The following is a 16,729-nucleotide window of genomic DNA, read 5'->3' as shown; positions in this document are numbered from 1 at the left end:
AAGAACATGGTGCGGAAGGAGAGACTTGAACTCTCACAACCTAAGTTACTGGAACCTAAATCCAGCGCGTCTACCAATTCCGCCACTCCCGCATCACTAATTTGCTCATTTAAACTCTAAGCGAGAGCTATTCTTTTATCCAACTTTCCTTGGTAGAAGAAGTTGGCTGGGATACCAGGATTTGAACCTGGGAATGCCAGGATCAAAACCTGGTGCCTTACCGCTTGGCGATATCCCAACAAAGAATTATTTGATAGGTTTAGTTCTTATCAAGAAATGGTGCGGAAAGAGAGACTTGAACTCTCACAACCTAAGTTACTGGAACCTAAATCCAGCGCGTCTACCAATTCCGCCACTCCCGCATCGTTTGTGTAATAAAACACAGGTAGTTATTTTAAACTCTTCATTGAGTGCAATTTAACTCTTGCAGAGCCACTTCTAAAATAAGAAATGGTGGCTAAGACGGGATTTGAACCTGTGACCCCATCATTATGAGTGATGTGCTCTAACCAGCTGAGCTACTTAGCCATTGTTGGCTGGGATACCAGGATTTGAACCTGGGAATGCCAGGATCAAAACCTGGTGCCTTACCGCTTGGCGATATCCCAACAATAACAATTGATAGTTTTAATTCTTATCAAGAATTATGGTGCGGAAGGAGAGACTTGAACTCTCACATCCTAAGATACTGGAACCTAAATCCAGCGCGTCTACCAATTCCGCCACTCCCGCACACAAGGTAGTTATTTTAAACTCTTCATTGAGCAACAAAAAAATAATGGTGGCTAAGACGGGATTTGAACCTGTGACCCCATCATTATGAGTGATGTGCTCTAACCAGCTGAGCTACTTAGCCATCTTTTTTTGTTAGCACTTCATCGCTGAGTGCGGGGCGTATTATGCTGATATGACCCAAATTCGTCAACACCTTTTTTGCAAAAAAACACTTAACAGTGTTTGTTTGCAGGAAAATTAAGCTAAGCGGCTAACTTTTAATAAAAATGATGATTTTTTGACTACAATTCACATACAAAATTTACCGTCAAATAAAAAAGAGCAAAAGCCTGTAATTTAAAACTGTTTGATAATCAAACAAATTATTGGGAGCTAAGCATTAACTTGTCGATGAGGTATTTTTTATTGAGGTTAAATCTTCGCCGCAGTGTCTTTTTTAGATTAAACGCTGGCTTTTAGCTTGTGATTACATCAATTTTATAAGTTTATAAAGCTGAGGGTACAAAAAAGGCTCGTAAAAACGAGCCTTTAAAAATTATTACCAATCTAAATTGGTTTAATTTGTACTTATACGTTGAACAAGAAGTTCATTACATCGCCATCTTTAACAATGTACTCTTTACCTTCTTGACGCATCTTGCCTGCTTCTTTTGCGCCACTCTCACCTTTAAAGGCAACAAAGTCGTCAAAAGCAATAGTTTGCGCACGAATAAAGCCACGCTCGAAGTCAGTATGGATTTTACCCGCTGCTTGTGGCGCTGTCGCACCTACAGGGATTGTCCATGCACGCACTTCTTTTACGCCAGCTGTGAAATAAGTTTGTAACTGTAGTAATTCATAACCACCACGAATAACAAGGTTAAGACCTGGCTCTTCTAGACCAAGATCAGCCATAAACTCAAGCTTGTCTTCGTCATCTAGCTCTGAAAGTTCAGACTCGATAGCGGCACATACAGGAACAACAATCGCATCTTCAGCTGCAGCAATAGCGCGTACACGATCAAGGTATGGGTTATTTTCAAAACCATCTTCAGCAACGTTTGCAATATACATTGTTGGTTTAATCGTTAAGAAGTTAATAGAGCTGATTGCTGCTTTTTCTTCTTTAGTAAGTGCTAGACCACGTAAAGTTAAGCCTTCATCAAGATGTACTTTTACTTTTTCAAGGACAGCATTTTGCTCTTTAGCGTCTTTATCGCCACCTTTTGCTTTTTTTGCATTACGGAAAAGGGCTTTTTCAGCGCTATCCATATCAGCAAGTACTAACTCAGTGTTGATTACGTCAATATCGTCAGCAGGGTCAATAGTACCAGCTACGTGGATGATGTTTTCATCTTCAAAACAGCGAACTACGTGGCCAATTGCATCGGTTTCACGAATATTAGCTAAAAACTGGTTACCAAGGCCTTCACCTTTAGATGCGCCTTTTACTAATCCTGCAATGTCTACAAATTCCATACTAGTGGTAAGAATTCGTTGAGGATTAACAATTTTAGCAAGTTCGTCTAGACGAGGATCTGGCACAGGTACCACACCTGTATTAGGCTCAATGGTACAAAAAGGAAAGTTAGCGGCTTCAATACCCGCTTTAGTTAGTGCATTGAAAAGCGTTGATTTACCAACGTTAGGCAAGCCAACGATGCCACATTTAAAACCCATAGTAAGATACCTTGTTTAGAATTCGTTTAAACGGTGTACTTGGACCCAAGTTACTAGGGTTTAAACGAATGTAGTCTGTTTTGTGCTTTTAACACACCATCTTTTGCAAGTATTTCCATGCAACGAACTGCTTCATCAACAGCAGCATCCATTTTTTCTTGGTCTTCTTTGGCCGCTTTTCCAAGCACCCAACCAGTTACCATTTCACGATGCCCCGGATGACCTACACCAATGCGCAAGCGCATAAAGTCTTTTTGATTTGCCATTTTTGCAATAATGTCTTTTAAACCATTATGACCGCCATGCCCGCCGCCTTTTTTTAATTTGGCAACGCCTGGGTCTAAATCCAATTCGTCATGGGCAACTAAAATGTCCTCGACAGGGATTTTGAAAAAATTAGCTAAACTACTGACCGCTTTACCACTTAAATTCATGTAAGTAGTGGGGATCAATAATTTGAATTCTTGGCCTTGAATTATCACTTTGCCTGTAAGGCCGTGATACTTAGGATCGTGTTTTAGAGTGCAGTTATAGCGTGCAGCGATTTGCTCGATAAACCAAGCACCTGCATTGTGGCGTGTGTTTGCGTATTCGGGGCCTGGATTAGCCAGGCCCACAAGCATTTGAATAGAATTCAAGGTTGCGAGACCTTAAAAATTATTCTGCTGCTGCAGCGTCGTCTTCAACTGGAGCTGCTTTGTTTGCTTTGATAGTCAGGATAGACTGATCATGGCCTTCGCCTTTACCTAAATCTACAGAGCTAACGCCTTTAGGGAAAGTAAGGTCAGAAATATGAACAGAATCGCCAACAACAAACTTAGAAACATCTACTTCAATGAATTCTGGAAGTGCTTTTGGAAGACACGTAATTTCAACTTCAGTTAACTGGTGAACAACAGTTGCGCCAGCTTTAGTTACAATCTCTTCACCGATGAAGTGTAGAGGAACTTTAGTTTGAAATTTATGAGTTGCATCTACACGTTGGAAATCAAGGTGAGTAAGCTTAGGCTTGAATGGGTGACGTTGGATATCTTTTAAGATTACTTCAACAGCTTCGCCATCTACGTTAAGCGTAAGGATATGCGTGTAAAAGCCTTCGTCTTCTTGTGCTTTGATCATATCTTTATGAGCAAAAGTAAGTGATAAAGCTTCTTTATCAGCTCCGTAAAGGATTGCTGGAACTTTGTCTTCGCGACGTAGGCGGCGGCTCGCACCAGTACCAGTTTCTACGCGAAGTTCAGCGTTATAAGTGTAAGTTTTGTTAGACATGATGTCTCCAATAATTAAATGTGTAGGGCCTTTGCGACCAAGGACCCCAGCCAAAAGGCGCGCTATCATACCACCACACGATTTTAAAATATACATCGCTTACAAAAAAAGCGCCTAAAGGCGCTTTTATATTCAGAAATGTTTGATTTTAGTGCTCGAACATCGCTGAAATAGATTCCTCGTTACTAATACGACGAATAGTTTCCGCTAACATATCTGCAAGCGTTAATACCTTAATTTTATCAAGGGCTTTAAGTTCCTCAGATAATGGAATTGAGTCAGTTACAATAACTTCATCAATTACTGAGTCACGTAAATTTTCTGCTGCTTTACCTGAAAGAATCGGGTGGGTAGCATAAGCAAATACACGCTTTGCACCATGTTCTTTAAGTGCTTCAGCTGCTTTACACAAGGTACCACCGGTATCAATCATATCATCGACGATAATACAATCACGGCCTTCAACGTCACCAATAATATGCATTACTTGAGAAACGTTTGCTTGTGGGCGGCGTTTATCAATAATAGCTAAATCAGTATCATTTAGTAATTTTGCAATAGCGCGAGCTCGTACAACACCACCAATATCTGGAGATACAATCACAACATCATCAAAATGACGCTCTTTCATATCTTCAAGTAATACAGGGCTACCGAATACGTTATCCACTGGAACATCAAAGAAGCCTTGGATTTGCTCTGCGTGTAAATCAACCGTAAGAACACGGTCAACACCAACGCTTGATAAGAAATCTGCAACAACTTTAGCAGTAATTGGTACACGGGCAGAACGTACACGACGATCTTGACGGGCATAACCAAAATAAGGAATGACGGCAGTAATACGACCTGCAGATGCACGACGTAGTGCATCAACCATAACGATAAGTTCCATAAGGTTATCGTTTGTAGGGGCACAGGTTGATTGCAATATAAAAACATCCGAGCCACGAACATTTTCATTTATTTGAACACTGATCTCACCGTCGCTAAAACGGCCAACAACAGCATCGCCTAATTCAATATATAAACGTTTTGCAACTTTTTGAGCTAACTCAGGTGTTGCGTTACCAGCGAAGAGCTTCATGTCAGGCACGGTTGGGTTCCTCAGGCACTGAAATTTTGGACTAACGGGCAATGATAAATACCACTGCGAGTTAACTTATTATTACTTGTACGTTACTTCATTGATCGAATATGGCGGCTAACTCCGTATGAGCAGGGGAGATATTAACGCTTGAGGCGATAAATCCCTGCCAAGTATGGGGGAGATTAGCAAGTACATCTTGTGCTTGAACTTGACTCGCAAATTCTACAAAACAACATGAACCTGTTCCGGTCATCTTCGACGGAGCGTATTTTAGCAACCACTGGAGGGTCTTTTCAACCTCGGGACAGAGCTTTTTAACTAAAGGCTCACAATCGTTGGTCAAAGTATGGTGTTTCCAATCGCCTAAAATTTTTGGTGTATCGCGTTTTAAATCCGGATGCGTAAATATTGTAGCTGTACTTACATGTTGATTTGGGTGTACGACGCAGTACCATTTTTGCTCAAGTTCTACTTGGTGTAATTCTTCGCCAATCCCATGTGCTATGGCGCTTTGACCTCGAACAAATACAGGAACATCAGCCCCTAGTTGTAACCCTAAACGTGCTAATTCATCTAAACTACGATCAATTTTCCAGAGTTTATTTAAGGCCAATAACGTGGTCGCAGCATCAGACGAACCACCGCCAACACCGCCACCCATTGGTAAACGTTTTATTAAATTTATTTTTACACCCAGTCGTGTTTTACTCTGAGTTTTTAATAATAAAGCGGCTTTATAGATTAGATTATCGGTTAATGGTATGCCTTTAGTATCACCTGTTATAAAAATGTCGGGTGTATCTATCAGCTCAAAAGTCAGTTCGTCACCAAAATTTAAAAAAGTAAATAACGTTTCTAACTCATGATAGCCATCTTCACGGCGACCATTAATGTGTAAAAATAAGTTGAGTTTTGCCGGAGCAATAAGTGTAAAAGACGTCGTGTTATTCATATTTAATTAAATTGCCAATCGTAGAGTTGAATTTTGATTTTAATTTTTTGGTGTTTTAATGTTATTTTTGTTGGCAGCCAATATCCTGCACTTTGTATATAGCTGGCATACTCTATTTGCCACTTTTTACCTATGTCATCGAACCACAGTACTTGTGTGGCACGACCAAGTTCATCGACTTTTAAACTTTGCGCGTCAATTGTGCCTTTTAACCAATTTTCAGCATTATTAACAGGGAGAGTAAAACCAGTTAAACGCTTAAGAAGTTGTGCGGCATTTGTGTCGTAATACTTATCGTCATCAAATTCTAGTTCTGCGCCTTCGCTTGTTTGTCTGAGTTGCAAAATACGCGTACCAATAAATGAGGTAAGCACTAAATTGTTATTGTTTTTGGTTTGTTGCCAATTTAAATTTGCAGATTGGCGCTCATCTGGGCTTATAAAAGCCAATTTACCTTTTACATGCCAAGTTTTTTGATCTGCTAGGTGAGCTTTCCAATTGTCATAAAGTATTGTTTTAGATGTTATTTGTTGGGCGCAACCGCCTAAAAATAAAAAAAACATGAGTAAAATAAAATATTGTCGAATCAAATGTTGTTCCTTACTTTCCATATTCCGCTGATTTTTGATAAAATTGCCGCCTTTGAAGTAGGGCTCAGCAATATTTGGCACATATGACCATAATAGCACTCGGTATTAATCACAAAACCGCTTCCGTAGAATTACGTGAGAAAGTGGCTTTTTCGCCTGAGCAAATTTCAGAGGCGTTGCAACAATTAAGTGGCCACGCCGACTTTAATGAAGCTGTAATTGTTTCTACCTGTAATCGAACTGAAGTCTATTGTAGCCTTGCTCAGCAAAATTCCCAAACACTGTTGAGTTGGCTTGCCAGTTTCCATGGTTTGGATGAACTTGAACTGATTAAGAATATATATTGCTATGAAAATAACGAGGCAATAAAGCACTTAATGCGTGTTGCTTGCGGGTTAGACTCTTTAGTTTTGGGTGAACCGCAAATTTTAGGGCAAATTAAGCAAGCCTACAATAGCGCCAAAACGCATGATGCTGTAGGTGTTACATTTGATAGGTTGTTTCAAAAAACATTTTCGGTTGCTAAAGAAGTTCGTACAGAAACCAATATTGGTGCAAGCGCTGTTTCAGTGGCGTTTGCCGCCGTTAACTTGGCAAAACATATTTATGGCAAACTCGACAAAACCAATGTTTTATTAATTGGTGCAGGCGAAACAATTGAACTGGTAGCTAAACACTTATACCAAAATGAGCCGCAAAATATCACCGTTGCCAATAGAACAATTGAACGAGCGCGTAGCTTAGCTGATGAAGTGTCTGCGGATGTTATTGCATTAGCGCAACTGCCTGAACGTTTATATAAAGCGGATATCGTGATTAGTTCTACCGCCAGTACATTACCAATTATTGGTAAAGGGGTTGTTGAGCAAGCGCTTAAACAGCGACGCCATAAACCTATGCTATTTATTGATATTGCGGTTCCACGCGATATAGAAAGCCAGGTAGGAGAACTTGATGCAGCCTATTTATATTCCGTTGATGACTTACAAACCATTGTAAGCGAGAATATGGCGGCACGAGAACAAGCGGCTGAACAAGCACAAATAATTATCACTGAACGCACCAAAGAATTTGCAATGTGGATGCGCTCACTCGATTCGGTAGATTTAATTCGCCATTATCGAAATGATGTACAAACAATAAAGTCGGAATTAGTGGAAAGAGCCGTTAGTCAGCTCTCTAGTGGTAAAGACGCAGAAAAAGTAATTTTAGAGTTGGCCAATAAATTAACCAATCGCTTAATGCACGCGCCTACCCGTGCAATACAAGATGCAGCGAAAAAAGGTGAAGTGGCGCAGCTAAACCAGTTGAAAAAAATGTTAGGTATTGATCAGGAATAACCGTTAAATGAAAGAGTCTGTTTATAATAAATTAGAAACCTTAGTAGAGCGTTACGAAGAAGTACAAGCGCTGCTAAGCGACCCGTCGGTCATTAGTGATCAAAATCGTTTTCGTGGGCTTTCAAAAGAATACTCCGAGCTTGAAGAGATTGTAAAAACGTTTTTAACTTATAAAGAAACGCAAGACAATTTAGCCAGTGCAGAAGAGATGCTTAAAGATTCTGACCCTGAAATGCGTGAAATGGCGCAAGAAGAATATAAAGAAGCTAAAGCACAAATTTTGGTAATTGAGGATCAAATTCAAGTATTAATGTTGCCAAAAGATCCGCGAGATAACAATAATGTGTTTGTTGAAGTACGCGCTGGAACAGGCGGTGATGAAGCGGCTATTTTTGCTGGCGATTTATTCCGTATGTACAGCCGCTATGCAGAAACTAAAAAATGGAAAGTAGAAGTTGTGAGCACCAATGAAGGTGAGCACGGTGGTTACAAAGAAGTGATTGCGAATATCAGTGGCGAAGGCGTCTACGGTCAATTAAAGTTTGAATCAGGTGTACACCGTGTACAACGTGTGCCAGAAACTGAATCACAAGGGCGAGTGCATACCTCTGCGTGTACTGTTGCGGTAATGGCGGAAGTACCAGAGGCCGAAGCGATACAAATTAATACCGCAGATTTAAAAGTTGATACATTTCGTGCATCAGGCGCTGGTGGTCAGCACGTTAACAAAACCGATTCTGCTATTCGACTTACACATATACCTACCGGTGTTGTGGTTGAGTGTCAGGATCAGCGTTCGCAGCATAAAAACCGCGCTAAAGCGATGTCAGTACTTGCAGCACGTTTGCAACAAGCTGAAGATGAAAAGCGCCATGCGGCAGAAGCATCTGAACGTCGTGACTTAGTTGGTAGTGGCGATCGTTCTGAACGTATCCGTACTTATAACTACCCGCAAGGTCGTATTACCGATCACCGCATTAACTTAACACTTTATCGTTTAAACGAAGTGGTAGCGGGTGATTTAAGCTGCGTTATTGACCCATTAATGCAAGAGTATCAAGCTGACTTATTAGCGGCTATGGGCGACGAGTAATCGTGAGCCAAACTCTTGAACAAGCAATTGCTGCAGGCGCTAATTTATTAGCACCTAGCAGCGAAAGTGCTAAATTAGACGCACAAGTTTTACTTCTACATATTCTTCAAAAACCTCGCAGTTACCTTTTTACTTGGCCAGAGCATGAACTTAACGCTAAGCAACAACAGCAATTTAATACATTTTGCCAACGACGTTTAAACGGTGAACCTGTTGCACATATTACAGGGCAACGTGAGTTTTGGAGTTTATCGCTTGAAGTTAACGCAACAACCTTAATACCTCGCCCTGATACTGAAACATTAGTAGAACAAGCACTTGAAGTGGCTGTTCCTGCTACAGCTAAAGTACTTGATTTAGGCACGGGTACTGGTGCAATTGCGTTGGCACTGGGTAGTGAAATGCCTGATTGGCAAATTATTGCAGTAGATAGAGTAAGTGATGCCGTTGCACTTGCTACACGTAACCAGCAGCGATTGGCAATTAATAACGTGCACGTTAAACAAAGCAACTGGTTTAGTGAGTTGCACGGTGAAAAGTTTAATCTAATAGCCACAAACCCACCTTACATCGAAAGCAACGATATACATTTAAATCAGGGCGATGTGCGTTTTGAGCCTTTATCGGCATTAGTGGCTGATGATTGCGGAATGTCTGATATTAAACAAATAATTACACAATCACGTGACTATTTGCTATCTAATGGCTATCTTTTAATAGAACACGGTTTTGAGCAAGGTGAAGCTGTTCGTCATTTCTTTGAAAAAATGGCGTTTGTTAATATTAAAACAGTGAAAGACCTTGGTAATAATGACCGTGTAACGCTCGCACAGTGGCCTTAAATAGTAAAAATTGTCTACTTGTGTATTAAAAAATGCTGCGAGGAAATTTTAGCTATGATGGATGATTTCTTATTTTCAGATGAGCCTCAAGAGCCTGTTAGTAAAATAGAACAGGGCACCTGGAAAGTATTAATCGTTGACGACGAACCTGAGGTTCATGCTGTAACAAAATTGGCATTAAGCGATTTTGATTTTCAAAATAAACGATTGGAGTTTGTAAGTGCATACTCTGGTGCAGAAGCGAAAAAGTTAATAGACGAGCACTCTGATGCCGCCATAGTTTTGCTTGATGTAGTAATGGAAACGGATGATGCGGGTTTGCAAGTCGCTAAATACATTCGTGAAACAGCTAAAAACAATCATATTCGAATTATTTTACGAACGGGTCAACCGGGTCAAGCACCTGAAAGACAAGTTATTGTTGATTATGATATTAATGATTATAAATCGAAAACGGAATTAACGGCGCAAAAACTATTCACTGTTATTATGTCTAGTCTTCGTTCATATCGCGATATTATTTCTATTGAACAATCACGCGAAGGGCTAGAGAAAATAATAAAAGCCTCAAGGGATATATTTTCGGCTCATTCAATAGATAGTTTCACTGAGGGCGTAATGCAGCAACTTACCTCGTTATTAGGTATTGCAGATCAAGCAATGTACGCCACTACATTAGTTGCTCAAAATCCAGAAGAAAACAATAACAAAAAGCTTATTGTTCGTTCAGGTACAGGGGACTTTGAACAAAGTGAAGGAAAAGAGTTAGAGCTGGTTCTTAAAAGTGAACAACTTACGGCGTGTCAACAAGCATTAAGTGACAAAACAATCGTATATAAAGATAATTACCTATTTGCTTACTGCAGTAGTCAATATAATCATAACTCAATGTTATTTATATCAGGTATCCCAAAATTATTAACGGATACGCAACGTCATTTAATTGAGATTTTTTCGCAAAATGTGCAATTAGCATTTGAAAATGTGCAGTTACAATCAGAAATAGAAGCAACTCAGCAGGAATTAGTTTATAGATTGAGTGAAGCGGTAGAGCAGCGCTCAAGTGAAACAGGTAATCATGTTAAGCGTGTGGCTAATATTTGTCATATATTGGCTGAGGGTTATGGCTTATCTAAGCGAGAAGCCGATTTAGTTCGATTAGCATCGCCTTTGCATGATGTTGGAAAAGTAGGTATACCGGATGCTATTTTAAATAAACCAGGAAAGCTCGACGGCCAAGAGTGGGAAGTGATGAAAACCCACACAGATAAAGGTTATAGCATTTTAAAAGATTCACCGAGGGAAATTGTTAGTGCTGGTGCAATTATAGCAAAAGAACACCATGAAAAATGGGATGGCTCTGGCTATCCGAATGGATTGAAAGGTGAAGAAATAAATGTATTTGGCCGAATAGTCTCTCTTGCTGACGTTTATGATGCACTTCGCCATAAACGCTGTTATAAAGAGCCTTGGTCACTGCAACGAGTGGTTGATGAAATCAATTCACAAAAAGGATCGCATTTTGAGCCTAAACTTGTTGAAGTGCTTAACGATAAGCTTAATGAAATAGAAATAGTATTAACTCGTTTTCCAGATTAATATCAAAAATATAGAAGTACAGGGGCATATGGATTATTTAGCAGTAAAGCACTCACACATGGCAATTGCTATGCTCAGTGTTATTTTATTTTATGTTCGCTCTTTTTCGCGAATTGGTAGTGGCAAAATAGCTAAGAATAAGTTGGTACTTATTGGTAGTCATAGCATAGATACACTACTGTTGGTTTCTGCTCTTACACTTGTTTTTATGGCTAAAATTAACCCTTTTGAGCAGCTATGGTTGTTAGAAAAGATAATTTTAGTTGTTGTGTATATTGCGATAGGGGTTAAAAGTTCAAAGCAAACTAACACCCTAGCTAAAATTATTTACATTGTAATTAATACCGTTGTTGTTTTAGCGATAGGTTATTTAGCGACGTCTAAATCAGCTTTGTTGTTCTAAAGTCAACCTTAATAATTTGAGCTTTACGGTATTGTCTGTAAAGCTCGTTCTTCCACCTCGCTGCAAGTATTCAAAAACATCACTATATTGGTATATAGCTTTAAAGTTAGGTAAACTACGCCTTCGTTTTCTAAAATGTTGCAGTATTGATGACCACCCTCGGGTTTGATGAACACGATGAATCTTATGTTGATGATGCTTTTGATGAATTTACCCCAGCGGCAATTTATCGTTGTATTAAAGCTGAGTCTAAATGGGATCCTCAATTAGATTTAACAGCAAGTTTTGACATTCTCACCGACTTTGAGCAACAAATAAATGTTTTGTGCTTAAAAGTCAGCGACGATCACGATCGCTTAGAAAAATTATTAGATACTTTTTATAGTACCTGGCTATTTAGTGCCTCAAGCTTAAAAGTGCCTGAGCATAAACTAAATAGTTTAAGTTATACCTTAACCATGCGCAGTGGCTCCCCAACTACATTAGCTATTTTACTGTGCCACTTTTTACAACACGCTAAACTCGATGCTAGCATGAGCTTAAACCAAGGCGATATTGGTGTGCATGTCGCTATTAGCGATGAGGAAGGCTACATAATTGAACCAAGTAGCGGTCAACAAAGTTGGTATATTATCCCTGAAAATGCGGATGAAGATGATGGGCAAGAACAGGAACCACTAGAACTTATTTTTGATGATGAAGTATATAAATTGTTCTTAGCTCAACAAAAATGGTCTTTTATAAGCGAAAATAAATTTGGCCATGCTTTAACGTGTGTAGAAATGTTGATGGAATTAATTGGCGACGACCCGTATGAAAGACGCGACAGAGGCTACTTATTAAATCAACTCGATTGTCCTAAAATGGCACGAGATGATTTACAATTTTTTGTCGATGAATGTCCTGACGATCCTGCTATTGAGATTATTCAACATCAGATAGAAGAATTAGAAGATAATAATAAAACTCACCATTAAGAATAGGAAAAATTATGGTTGAAACTCAAAGTGCATTAATAACCAATGATGCCGTTGTACTTGGTTTACTTGCTGTTATTTTGGGGTTTATATTTAAAACCTCAAACAGTGAACGCCCAGCACTAAAAAGATTTTATAAATACGTACCGGCCTTGTTACTTTGTTACTTTTTACCGTCACTACTGAATACATTTGGTATAGTTGATGGCAATAAGTCCAATGTTTATTACGTAGCTTCGCGCTACTTACTGCCAGCTTGTTTAATACTTCTTACCATTAGTATTGATTTAAGAGCCATACTTAATTTAGGCCCTAAAGCACTTATTATGTTTTTAGTGGGTACATTGGGTATTGTTATTGGTGGACCTTTGGCTATTTTAGTCGTCAGTGCTGTTGACCCTAGTATTGTTGGTGGCCATGGTCCTGATGCGGTATGGCGCGGTATGACAACTGTTGCGGGTAGCTGGATTGGTGGCGGTGCAAACCAAGCTTCAATGAAAGAGATGTTTGAAGTTGGCGGCGATATATTTTCGGTGATGGTTACTGTTGATGTAATAGTCGCTAATATTTGGATGGCTGTTTTATTGTTAATGGCAGCAAATCATAAGAAAATTGATGCGGCAACAGGTGCCGATACTAGCGCAATTGAAGATTTAAAACGCCGAGTAGAAACATATCACGCAGAACATGCTCGCATGCCTACTCTTAACGACTACATGACATTACTTGCTATTGCATTTGGTATTACTGGTTTAGCACATTTTTGTGCTGATTTTCTAGGTCCTTATTTTGGCACTACTTATGAGTGGGCAAAAGAGTACAGCCTAAACAGCAAATTCTTTTGGTTGATTGTCATATCGACTACGATTGGTATTAGTTTATCTTTTACTAAAGTGAGACAAATAGAGGCGTTTGGTGCTTCAAAAGTGGCCTCTAGCTTTTTATATATTTTAGTTGCATCGATTGGTTTGCATATGAATGTAACCGCCATTTTTGATAATCCCGGCTTGTTTTTAGTGGGTGCTATTTGGATGCTTGTACATGCAAGTTTAATGTTGCTAGTTGCTAAACTAATTAAAGCACCGTTATTTTATATGGCAGTGGGCTCGCAGGCTAATGTGGGCGGTGCAGCGTCTGCACCTGTTGTAGCATCAGCGTTTCATCCGTCATTAGCGCCTGTTGGTGTTCTGTTAGCTGTACTGGGCTATGGTGTGGGTACGTATATGGCTTATATTTGTGGATTAATGATGCAAGCAGTTGCACCGTAAGGAATTTAAATGAAAGACCAAATTATTAAAATTAATGAAATTGAACTAGCAAACAACAAACCGTTTGTATTGTTTGGTGGTATTAACGTATTAGAATCTCGCGATTTAGCTATGCGTGTTGCAGAGCATTACGTAGAAGTAACCGCTAAATTAAATATTCCTTATGTATTTAAAGCGTCATTTGATAAAGCTAATCGATCTTCAATCAATTCGTACCGTGGTCCAGGTATGGAAGAAGGTTTAAAAATATTTGAAGAGATTAAAAAAACGTTCAATATTCCGCTTATTACCGATGTACATGAACCACATCAAGCGGCCCCTGTTGCTGAAGTTGTCGATGTTATTCAGTTACCTGCATTTCTAGCACGTCAAACTGATTTAGTGGTTGCTATGGCAAAAACAGGCGCGATCATTAACGTGAAAAAACCACAGTTTTTAGCACCACACGAAATGCGTCACATCATTACTAAATTTAATGAAGCGGGTAATAACAACGTAGCACTTTGTGAACGAGGCTCTAGCTTTGGGTATAATAATCTAGTGGTTGATATGCTTGGCATGGATGACATGAAAGCAATGGCTCCTGTGATTTTTGATGCAACACATGCGCTACAACGTCCTGGCGGTCGTACAGATTCGGCTGATGGTCGTCGTGCACAAGCAGCTGAGCTTGCCCGAAGTGGTATGGCATTGGGTATTGCTGGTTTATTTATAGAAGCGCACCCAAATCCTAACGAAGCGAAATGTGATGGCCCTTGCGCGCTAGCACTTAGCAAGTTAGAAGGTTACTTATCGCAAATGAAAGCGGTAGACGATTTAATTAAAAGCTTTGAACCGCTTGATACAAGTGCAAATGACTTATAATTAAAAGCTTAACAATTAAGTGAAATGTTAGAAAAGCGACTTAGGTCGCTTTTTTTACACCTTAAATATACTCTTTCTCAGCATAGGTATATAATTCACCGCATAAGAAAAACTAATTCTAAGCTTGGTCATCATGTCAAGACGAGTACCTCCATTAAACGCATTAAAAGCTTTTGAAGCCGCTGCGCGCCATTTAAGTTTTACAAAAGCTGCGGAAGAGCTTTATGTAACTCAAGCGGCTGTCAGTCATCAAATAAAAACACTTGAAGAACATTTAGGTTTGAAATTGTTTTTACGTAAAAATCGTTCGTTATTGTTAACCGAAGAAGGGCAAGGCTACTTCCTCGATATTAAAGAGATTTTTACGCAACTAATTGATGCAACCGAAAAACTATTAGCGCGTGGTGCTAAGGGCTCATTAACAGTTAGCTTAACACCAAGTTTTGCAATTCAATGGCTTGTACCTCGTTTAAGCTTATTTAATGAGTTACATCCTGAGATTGACGTGCGGATCAAAGCGCAAGACCAAGACGAAAACTCATTAACAGATGATGTTGATGTGGCTATTTATTACGGGCGAGGTCATTGGAGTGGTGTGCAAGCGTATAAATTACATACCGAGTATTTAGTCCCTTTATGCAGTCCGATGTTGTTAAGCGGTCCAAAACCGCTTGACCAACCAAGCGATTTAGCACATCACACTTTACTGCATGACACTACCCGCAAAAACTGGAAAACATGGATGAAAACGGCTGGTGTGCGCAATATTCAAGTTAACCAAGGTCCTATATTTAGTCATTCATCGATGGTGCTGCAAGCAGCAGTGCATGGCCAAGGTGTGGCAATTGGTAACAGCGTGCTGGCAAAGCCTGACATTGACGCTGGGCGCTTAGTGATCCCATTTAATCACAGTCTTGAAAGTAAAAACGCCTATTATTTAGTCCTTAGAGAATCACAAACAGAGCTAGGTAAAATAGTATCCTTTAAAGAGTGGATGTTGAGCTTAGTAGAGCAAGAGCAAGAGTATTAATATGATTGAGTGGGTTAAAAGTAGTCAGCAGCCAGTAATAGCGCAATTTATATTTGCCCATGGAGCTGGTGCCGGTAGTGATTCAGACTTTATGCAGCATGTGGCAAAACTAATCAGTGAACAGGGTGTTGATGTTGGCCTATTTGATTTTGAGTATATGCAAATAGCCAAACAAACGAATAAGCGTAGGCCTCCTGAGCGAGCACCTAAATTACTTAGTTATTACGAGCAAATACTTAACCATACACAGCCAAACGTTCCGCTATTTATTGGCGGGAAATCAATGGGCGGACGAATGGCATCCATGCTTGCTTGTACGACAGAACAAGCTGTTTTAGGTGTTCTTGCTTTTGGCTATCCGTTTCATCCACCAGGCAAACCTGAAAAGCTGCGTACCGATCACTTCGCAGATATAGTCTGCCCTTTTTTAGTATTACAAGGTGAGCGAGATACGTTTGGTACTCGCCAAGAGCTTGCAACAATGGTTATGTCGAAACAGCCACAATACATATGGCTTACAGATGGGGACCACTCACTTAAACCTCGTAAAAAAAGTAGTATGACTGAGCTACAAAATAGAGAAACAGCTGCTTTGGAGGCTGTTGAATTTATTAAAAACTGTGTGGATTTAAATTTAGAGGGTAATTAATGATTAAAGTATTTTTAATGATGGGCAGTATTTTTTGTATGCTTTCGGTCATGTTAGGTGCATTTGCAGCACATGGTTTAAAAAGCCGTTTAACAGAGTATTCGCTTGGGGTTTTTAAAACTGCTGCTGAATATCAAATGGTGCATGGACTTGCGCTTATTGCGGTTGCTATTTTAATTAAGTGGGGCATAAATCTGAGCTGGGCTGGTGGTTTTTTTATAACAGGCACACTACTTTTTAGTGGCAGTTTATATTTACTCGCATTAACTGGTATGAAGTGGCTGGGGCCAATAACACCAATTGGTGGGCTGTGCTTTATTATTGGTTGGGTAGTTATTTTAGTGCAAGTTGCACGATTTAAGTTTTAAA

At 39.6% G+C, this 16,729-nt stretch carries 17 protein-coding genes and 7 tRNA genes; 11 read left to right on the top strand and 13 right to left on the bottom strand.

Going from position 1 to position 16,729, the window contains the following annotated elements; all coding sequences use genetic code 11:
• Positions 1-7 precede the first annotated feature (7 nt).
• The 13 genes from DO88_RS04190 to lolB form a co-directional block, all read right to left on the bottom strand.
• A tRNA-Leu gene (locus tag DO88_RS04190) sits at positions 8-92 on the bottom strand.
• A gap of 71 nt (positions 93-163) precedes the next feature.
• Positions 164-238, bottom strand: a tRNA-Gln gene (locus DO88_RS04195).
• 39 nt (positions 239-277) lie between these two features.
• Positions 278-362, bottom strand: a tRNA-Leu gene (locus tag DO88_RS04200).
• A gap of 89 nt (positions 363-451) precedes the next feature.
• Positions 452-528 (bottom strand) — tRNA-Met (locus DO88_RS04205).
• 5 nt (positions 529-533) lie between these two features.
• A tRNA-Gln gene (locus DO88_RS04210) sits at positions 534-608 on the bottom strand.
• A 39-nt stretch (positions 609-647) separates the two neighbouring features.
• Positions 648-732 (bottom strand) — tRNA-Leu (locus DO88_RS04215).
• Between the two features lie 47 nt (positions 733-779).
• A tRNA-Met gene (locus DO88_RS04220) sits at positions 780-856 on the bottom strand.
• 446 nt (positions 857-1,302) lie between these two features.
• Positions 1,303-2,394 carry a redox-regulated ATPase YchF gene (ychF, locus tag DO88_RS04225; RefSeq protein ID WP_007378123.1) on the bottom strand — a complete coding sequence of 364 codons (1,092 nt, stop codon included), beginning with the start codon at positions 2,392-2,394 and terminating at the stop codon, positions 1,303-1,305.
• Between the two features lie 53 nt (positions 2,395-2,447).
• The gene (gene pth / locus DO88_RS04230; protein ID WP_002958548.1) at positions 2,448-3,032 is read right to left on the bottom strand and encodes an aminoacyl-tRNA hydrolase; all 585 of its coding nucleotides are present in this window, start codon (positions 3,030-3,032) and stop codon (positions 2,448-2,450) included.
• Between the two features lie 19 nt (positions 3,033-3,051).
• A complete protein-coding gene (locus DO88_RS04235; RefSeq protein WP_033029113.1) occupies positions 3,052-3,663 on the bottom strand; it encodes a 50S ribosomal protein L25/general stress protein Ctc in 612 nt (203 codons plus the stop codon).
• Positions 3,664-3,811: 148 nt separating this feature from the next.
• Positions 3,812-4,759, bottom strand: coding sequence for a ribose-phosphate pyrophosphokinase (locus DO88_RS04240; RefSeq protein WP_007378121.1), 948 nt, complete (start codon positions 4,757-4,759; stop codon positions 3,812-3,814).
• 88 nt (positions 4,760-4,847) lie between these two features.
• Positions 4,848-5,705, bottom strand: coding sequence for a 4-(cytidine 5'-diphospho)-2-C-methyl-D-erythritol kinase (ispE, locus tag DO88_RS04245; protein ID WP_007378120.1), 858 nt, complete (start codon positions 5,703-5,705; stop codon positions 4,848-4,850).
• A gap of 2 nt (positions 5,706-5,707) precedes the next feature.
• Positions 5,708-6,295: a lipoprotein insertase outer membrane protein LolB gene (gene lolB / locus DO88_RS04250; protein ID WP_007378119.1), complete on the bottom strand. Its 588-nt coding sequence runs from the start codon at positions 6,293-6,295 to the stop codon at positions 5,708-5,710.
• An 83-nt stretch (positions 6,296-6,378) separates the two neighbouring features.
• On the opposite strand from lolB, the gene hemA reads away from it, so the two are divergent.
• From hemA to DO88_RS04305, 11 genes are all read left to right on the top strand, one after another.
• The gene (hemA, locus tag DO88_RS04255; RefSeq protein ID WP_007378118.1) at positions 6,379-7,635 is read left to right on the top strand and encodes a glutamyl-tRNA reductase; all 1,257 of its coding nucleotides are present in this window, start codon (positions 6,379-6,381) and stop codon (positions 7,633-7,635) included.
• A gap of 7 nt (positions 7,636-7,642) precedes the next feature.
• The gene (gene prfA / locus DO88_RS04260; protein ID WP_007378117.1) at positions 7,643-8,728 is read left to right on the top strand and encodes a peptide chain release factor 1; all 1,086 of its coding nucleotides are present in this window, start codon (positions 7,643-7,645) and stop codon (positions 8,726-8,728) included.
• Between the two features lie 2 nt (positions 8,729-8,730).
• Positions 8,731-9,570: a peptide chain release factor N(5)-glutamine methyltransferase gene (prmC, locus tag DO88_RS04265; RefSeq protein WP_033040388.1), complete on the top strand. Its 840-nt coding sequence runs from the start codon at positions 8,731-8,733 to the stop codon at positions 9,568-9,570.
• A 54-nt stretch (positions 9,571-9,624) separates the two neighbouring features.
• Positions 9,625-11,169, top strand: coding sequence for a DUF3369 domain-containing protein (locus DO88_RS04270; protein ID WP_007378115.1), 1,545 nt, complete (start codon positions 9,625-9,627; stop codon positions 11,167-11,169).
• A gap of 28 nt (positions 11,170-11,197) precedes the next feature.
• The gene (locus DO88_RS04275) at positions 11,198-11,572 is read left to right on the top strand and encodes a SirB2 family protein (RefSeq protein WP_007378114.1); all 375 of its coding nucleotides are present in this window, start codon (positions 11,198-11,200) and stop codon (positions 11,570-11,572) included.
• 149 nt (positions 11,573-11,721) lie between these two features.
• Positions 11,722-12,549: a tetratricopeptide repeat protein gene (locus DO88_RS04280; protein ID WP_007378113.1), complete on the top strand. Its 828-nt coding sequence runs from the start codon at positions 11,722-11,724 to the stop codon at positions 12,547-12,549.
• Between the two features lie 14 nt (positions 12,550-12,563).
• On the top strand, positions 12,564-13,817 hold the full coding sequence (locus tag DO88_RS04285; protein WP_007378112.1) for a DUF819 family protein: 1,254 nt from the start codon (positions 12,564-12,566) through the stop codon (positions 13,815-13,817).
• A 9-nt stretch (positions 13,818-13,826) separates the two neighbouring features.
• On the top strand, positions 13,827-14,681 hold the full coding sequence (gene kdsA / locus DO88_RS04290) for a 3-deoxy-8-phosphooctulonate synthase (RefSeq protein ID WP_007378111.1): 855 nt from the start codon (positions 13,827-13,829) through the stop codon (positions 14,679-14,681).
• A 133-nt stretch (positions 14,682-14,814) separates the two neighbouring features.
• Positions 14,815-15,711, top strand: a complete 897-nt coding sequence (locus tag DO88_RS04295; RefSeq protein WP_033029067.1) for a transcriptional regulator GcvA — start codon at positions 14,815-14,817, stop codon at positions 15,709-15,711.
• Position 15,712: 1 nt separating this feature from the next.
• On the top strand, positions 15,713-16,360 hold the full coding sequence (locus DO88_RS04300; RefSeq protein WP_033040384.1) for an alpha/beta family hydrolase: 648 nt from the start codon (positions 15,713-15,715) through the stop codon (positions 16,358-16,360).
• Positions 16,360-16,728 (top strand): DUF423 domain-containing protein, encoded by a 369-nt coding sequence (locus DO88_RS04305; RefSeq protein WP_033029060.1) that lies wholly within the window; start codon positions 16,360-16,362, stop codon positions 16,726-16,728. Before DO88_RS04300 ends, DO88_RS04305 begins: the two co-directional genes overlap by 1 nt.
• Position 16,729: the final 1 nt, after the last annotated feature.

Origin of the sequence: Pseudoalteromonas sp. S3431, from assembly GCF_000690035.1 — a bacterium.
In the GTDB taxonomy this organism is placed as follows: Bacteria; Pseudomonadota; Gammaproteobacteria; order Enterobacterales; family Alteromonadaceae; genus Pseudoalteromonas; species Pseudoalteromonas fuliginea.
The sequence above is the reverse complement of the archived record's forward strand: the minus strand, read 5'-3'. Positions and strand labels throughout refer to the sequence as shown.

What these genes read in the sequence shown, in the direction of transcription:
- hemA (WP_007378118.1), top strand. Translation starts at nt 6,379, where the DNA reads ATGACCATAATAGCACTCGGTATTAATCACAAAACCGCTTCCGTAGAA.
- ispE (WP_007378120.1), bottom strand. Translation starts at nt 5,705, where the DNA reads ATGAATAACACGACGTCTTTTACACTTATTGCTCCGGCAAAACTCAAC.
- DO88_RS04285 (WP_007378112.1), top strand. Translation starts at nt 12,564, where the DNA reads ATGGTTGAAACTCAAAGTGCATTAATAACCAATGATGCCGTTGTACTT.
- ychF (WP_007378123.1), bottom strand. Translation starts at nt 2,394, where the DNA reads ATGGGTTTTAAATGTGGCATCGTTGGCTTGCCTAACGTTGGTAAATCA.
- kdsA (WP_007378111.1), top strand. Translation starts at nt 13,827, where the DNA reads ATGAAAGACCAAATTATTAAAATTAATGAAATTGAACTAGCAAACAAC.
- DO88_RS04270 (WP_007378115.1), top strand. Translation starts at nt 9,625, where the DNA reads ATGATGGATGATTTCTTATTTTCAGATGAGCCTCAAGAGCCTGTTAGT.
- DO88_RS04235 (WP_033029113.1), bottom strand. Translation starts at nt 3,663, where the DNA reads ATGTCTAACAAAACTTACACTTATAACGCTGAACTTCGCGTAGAAACT.
- DO88_RS04305 (WP_033029060.1), top strand. Translation starts at nt 16,360, where the DNA reads ATGATTAAAGTATTTTTAATGATGGGCAGTATTTTTTGTATGCTTTCG.
- DO88_RS04275 (WP_007378114.1), top strand. Translation starts at nt 11,198, where the DNA reads ATGGATTATTTAGCAGTAAAGCACTCACACATGGCAATTGCTATGCTC.
- DO88_RS04300 (WP_033040384.1), top strand. Translation starts at nt 15,713, where the DNA reads ATGATTGAGTGGGTTAAAAGTAGTCAGCAGCCAGTAATAGCGCAATTT.
- prfA (WP_007378117.1), top strand. Translation starts at nt 7,643, where the DNA reads ATGAAAGAGTCTGTTTATAATAAATTAGAAACCTTAGTAGAGCGTTAC.
- DO88_RS04295 (WP_033029067.1), top strand. Translation starts at nt 14,815, where the DNA reads ATGTCAAGACGAGTACCTCCATTAAACGCATTAAAAGCTTTTGAAGCC.
- DO88_RS04280 (WP_007378113.1), top strand. Translation starts at nt 11,722, where the DNA reads ATGACCACCCTCGGGTTTGATGAACACGATGAATCTTATGTTGATGAT.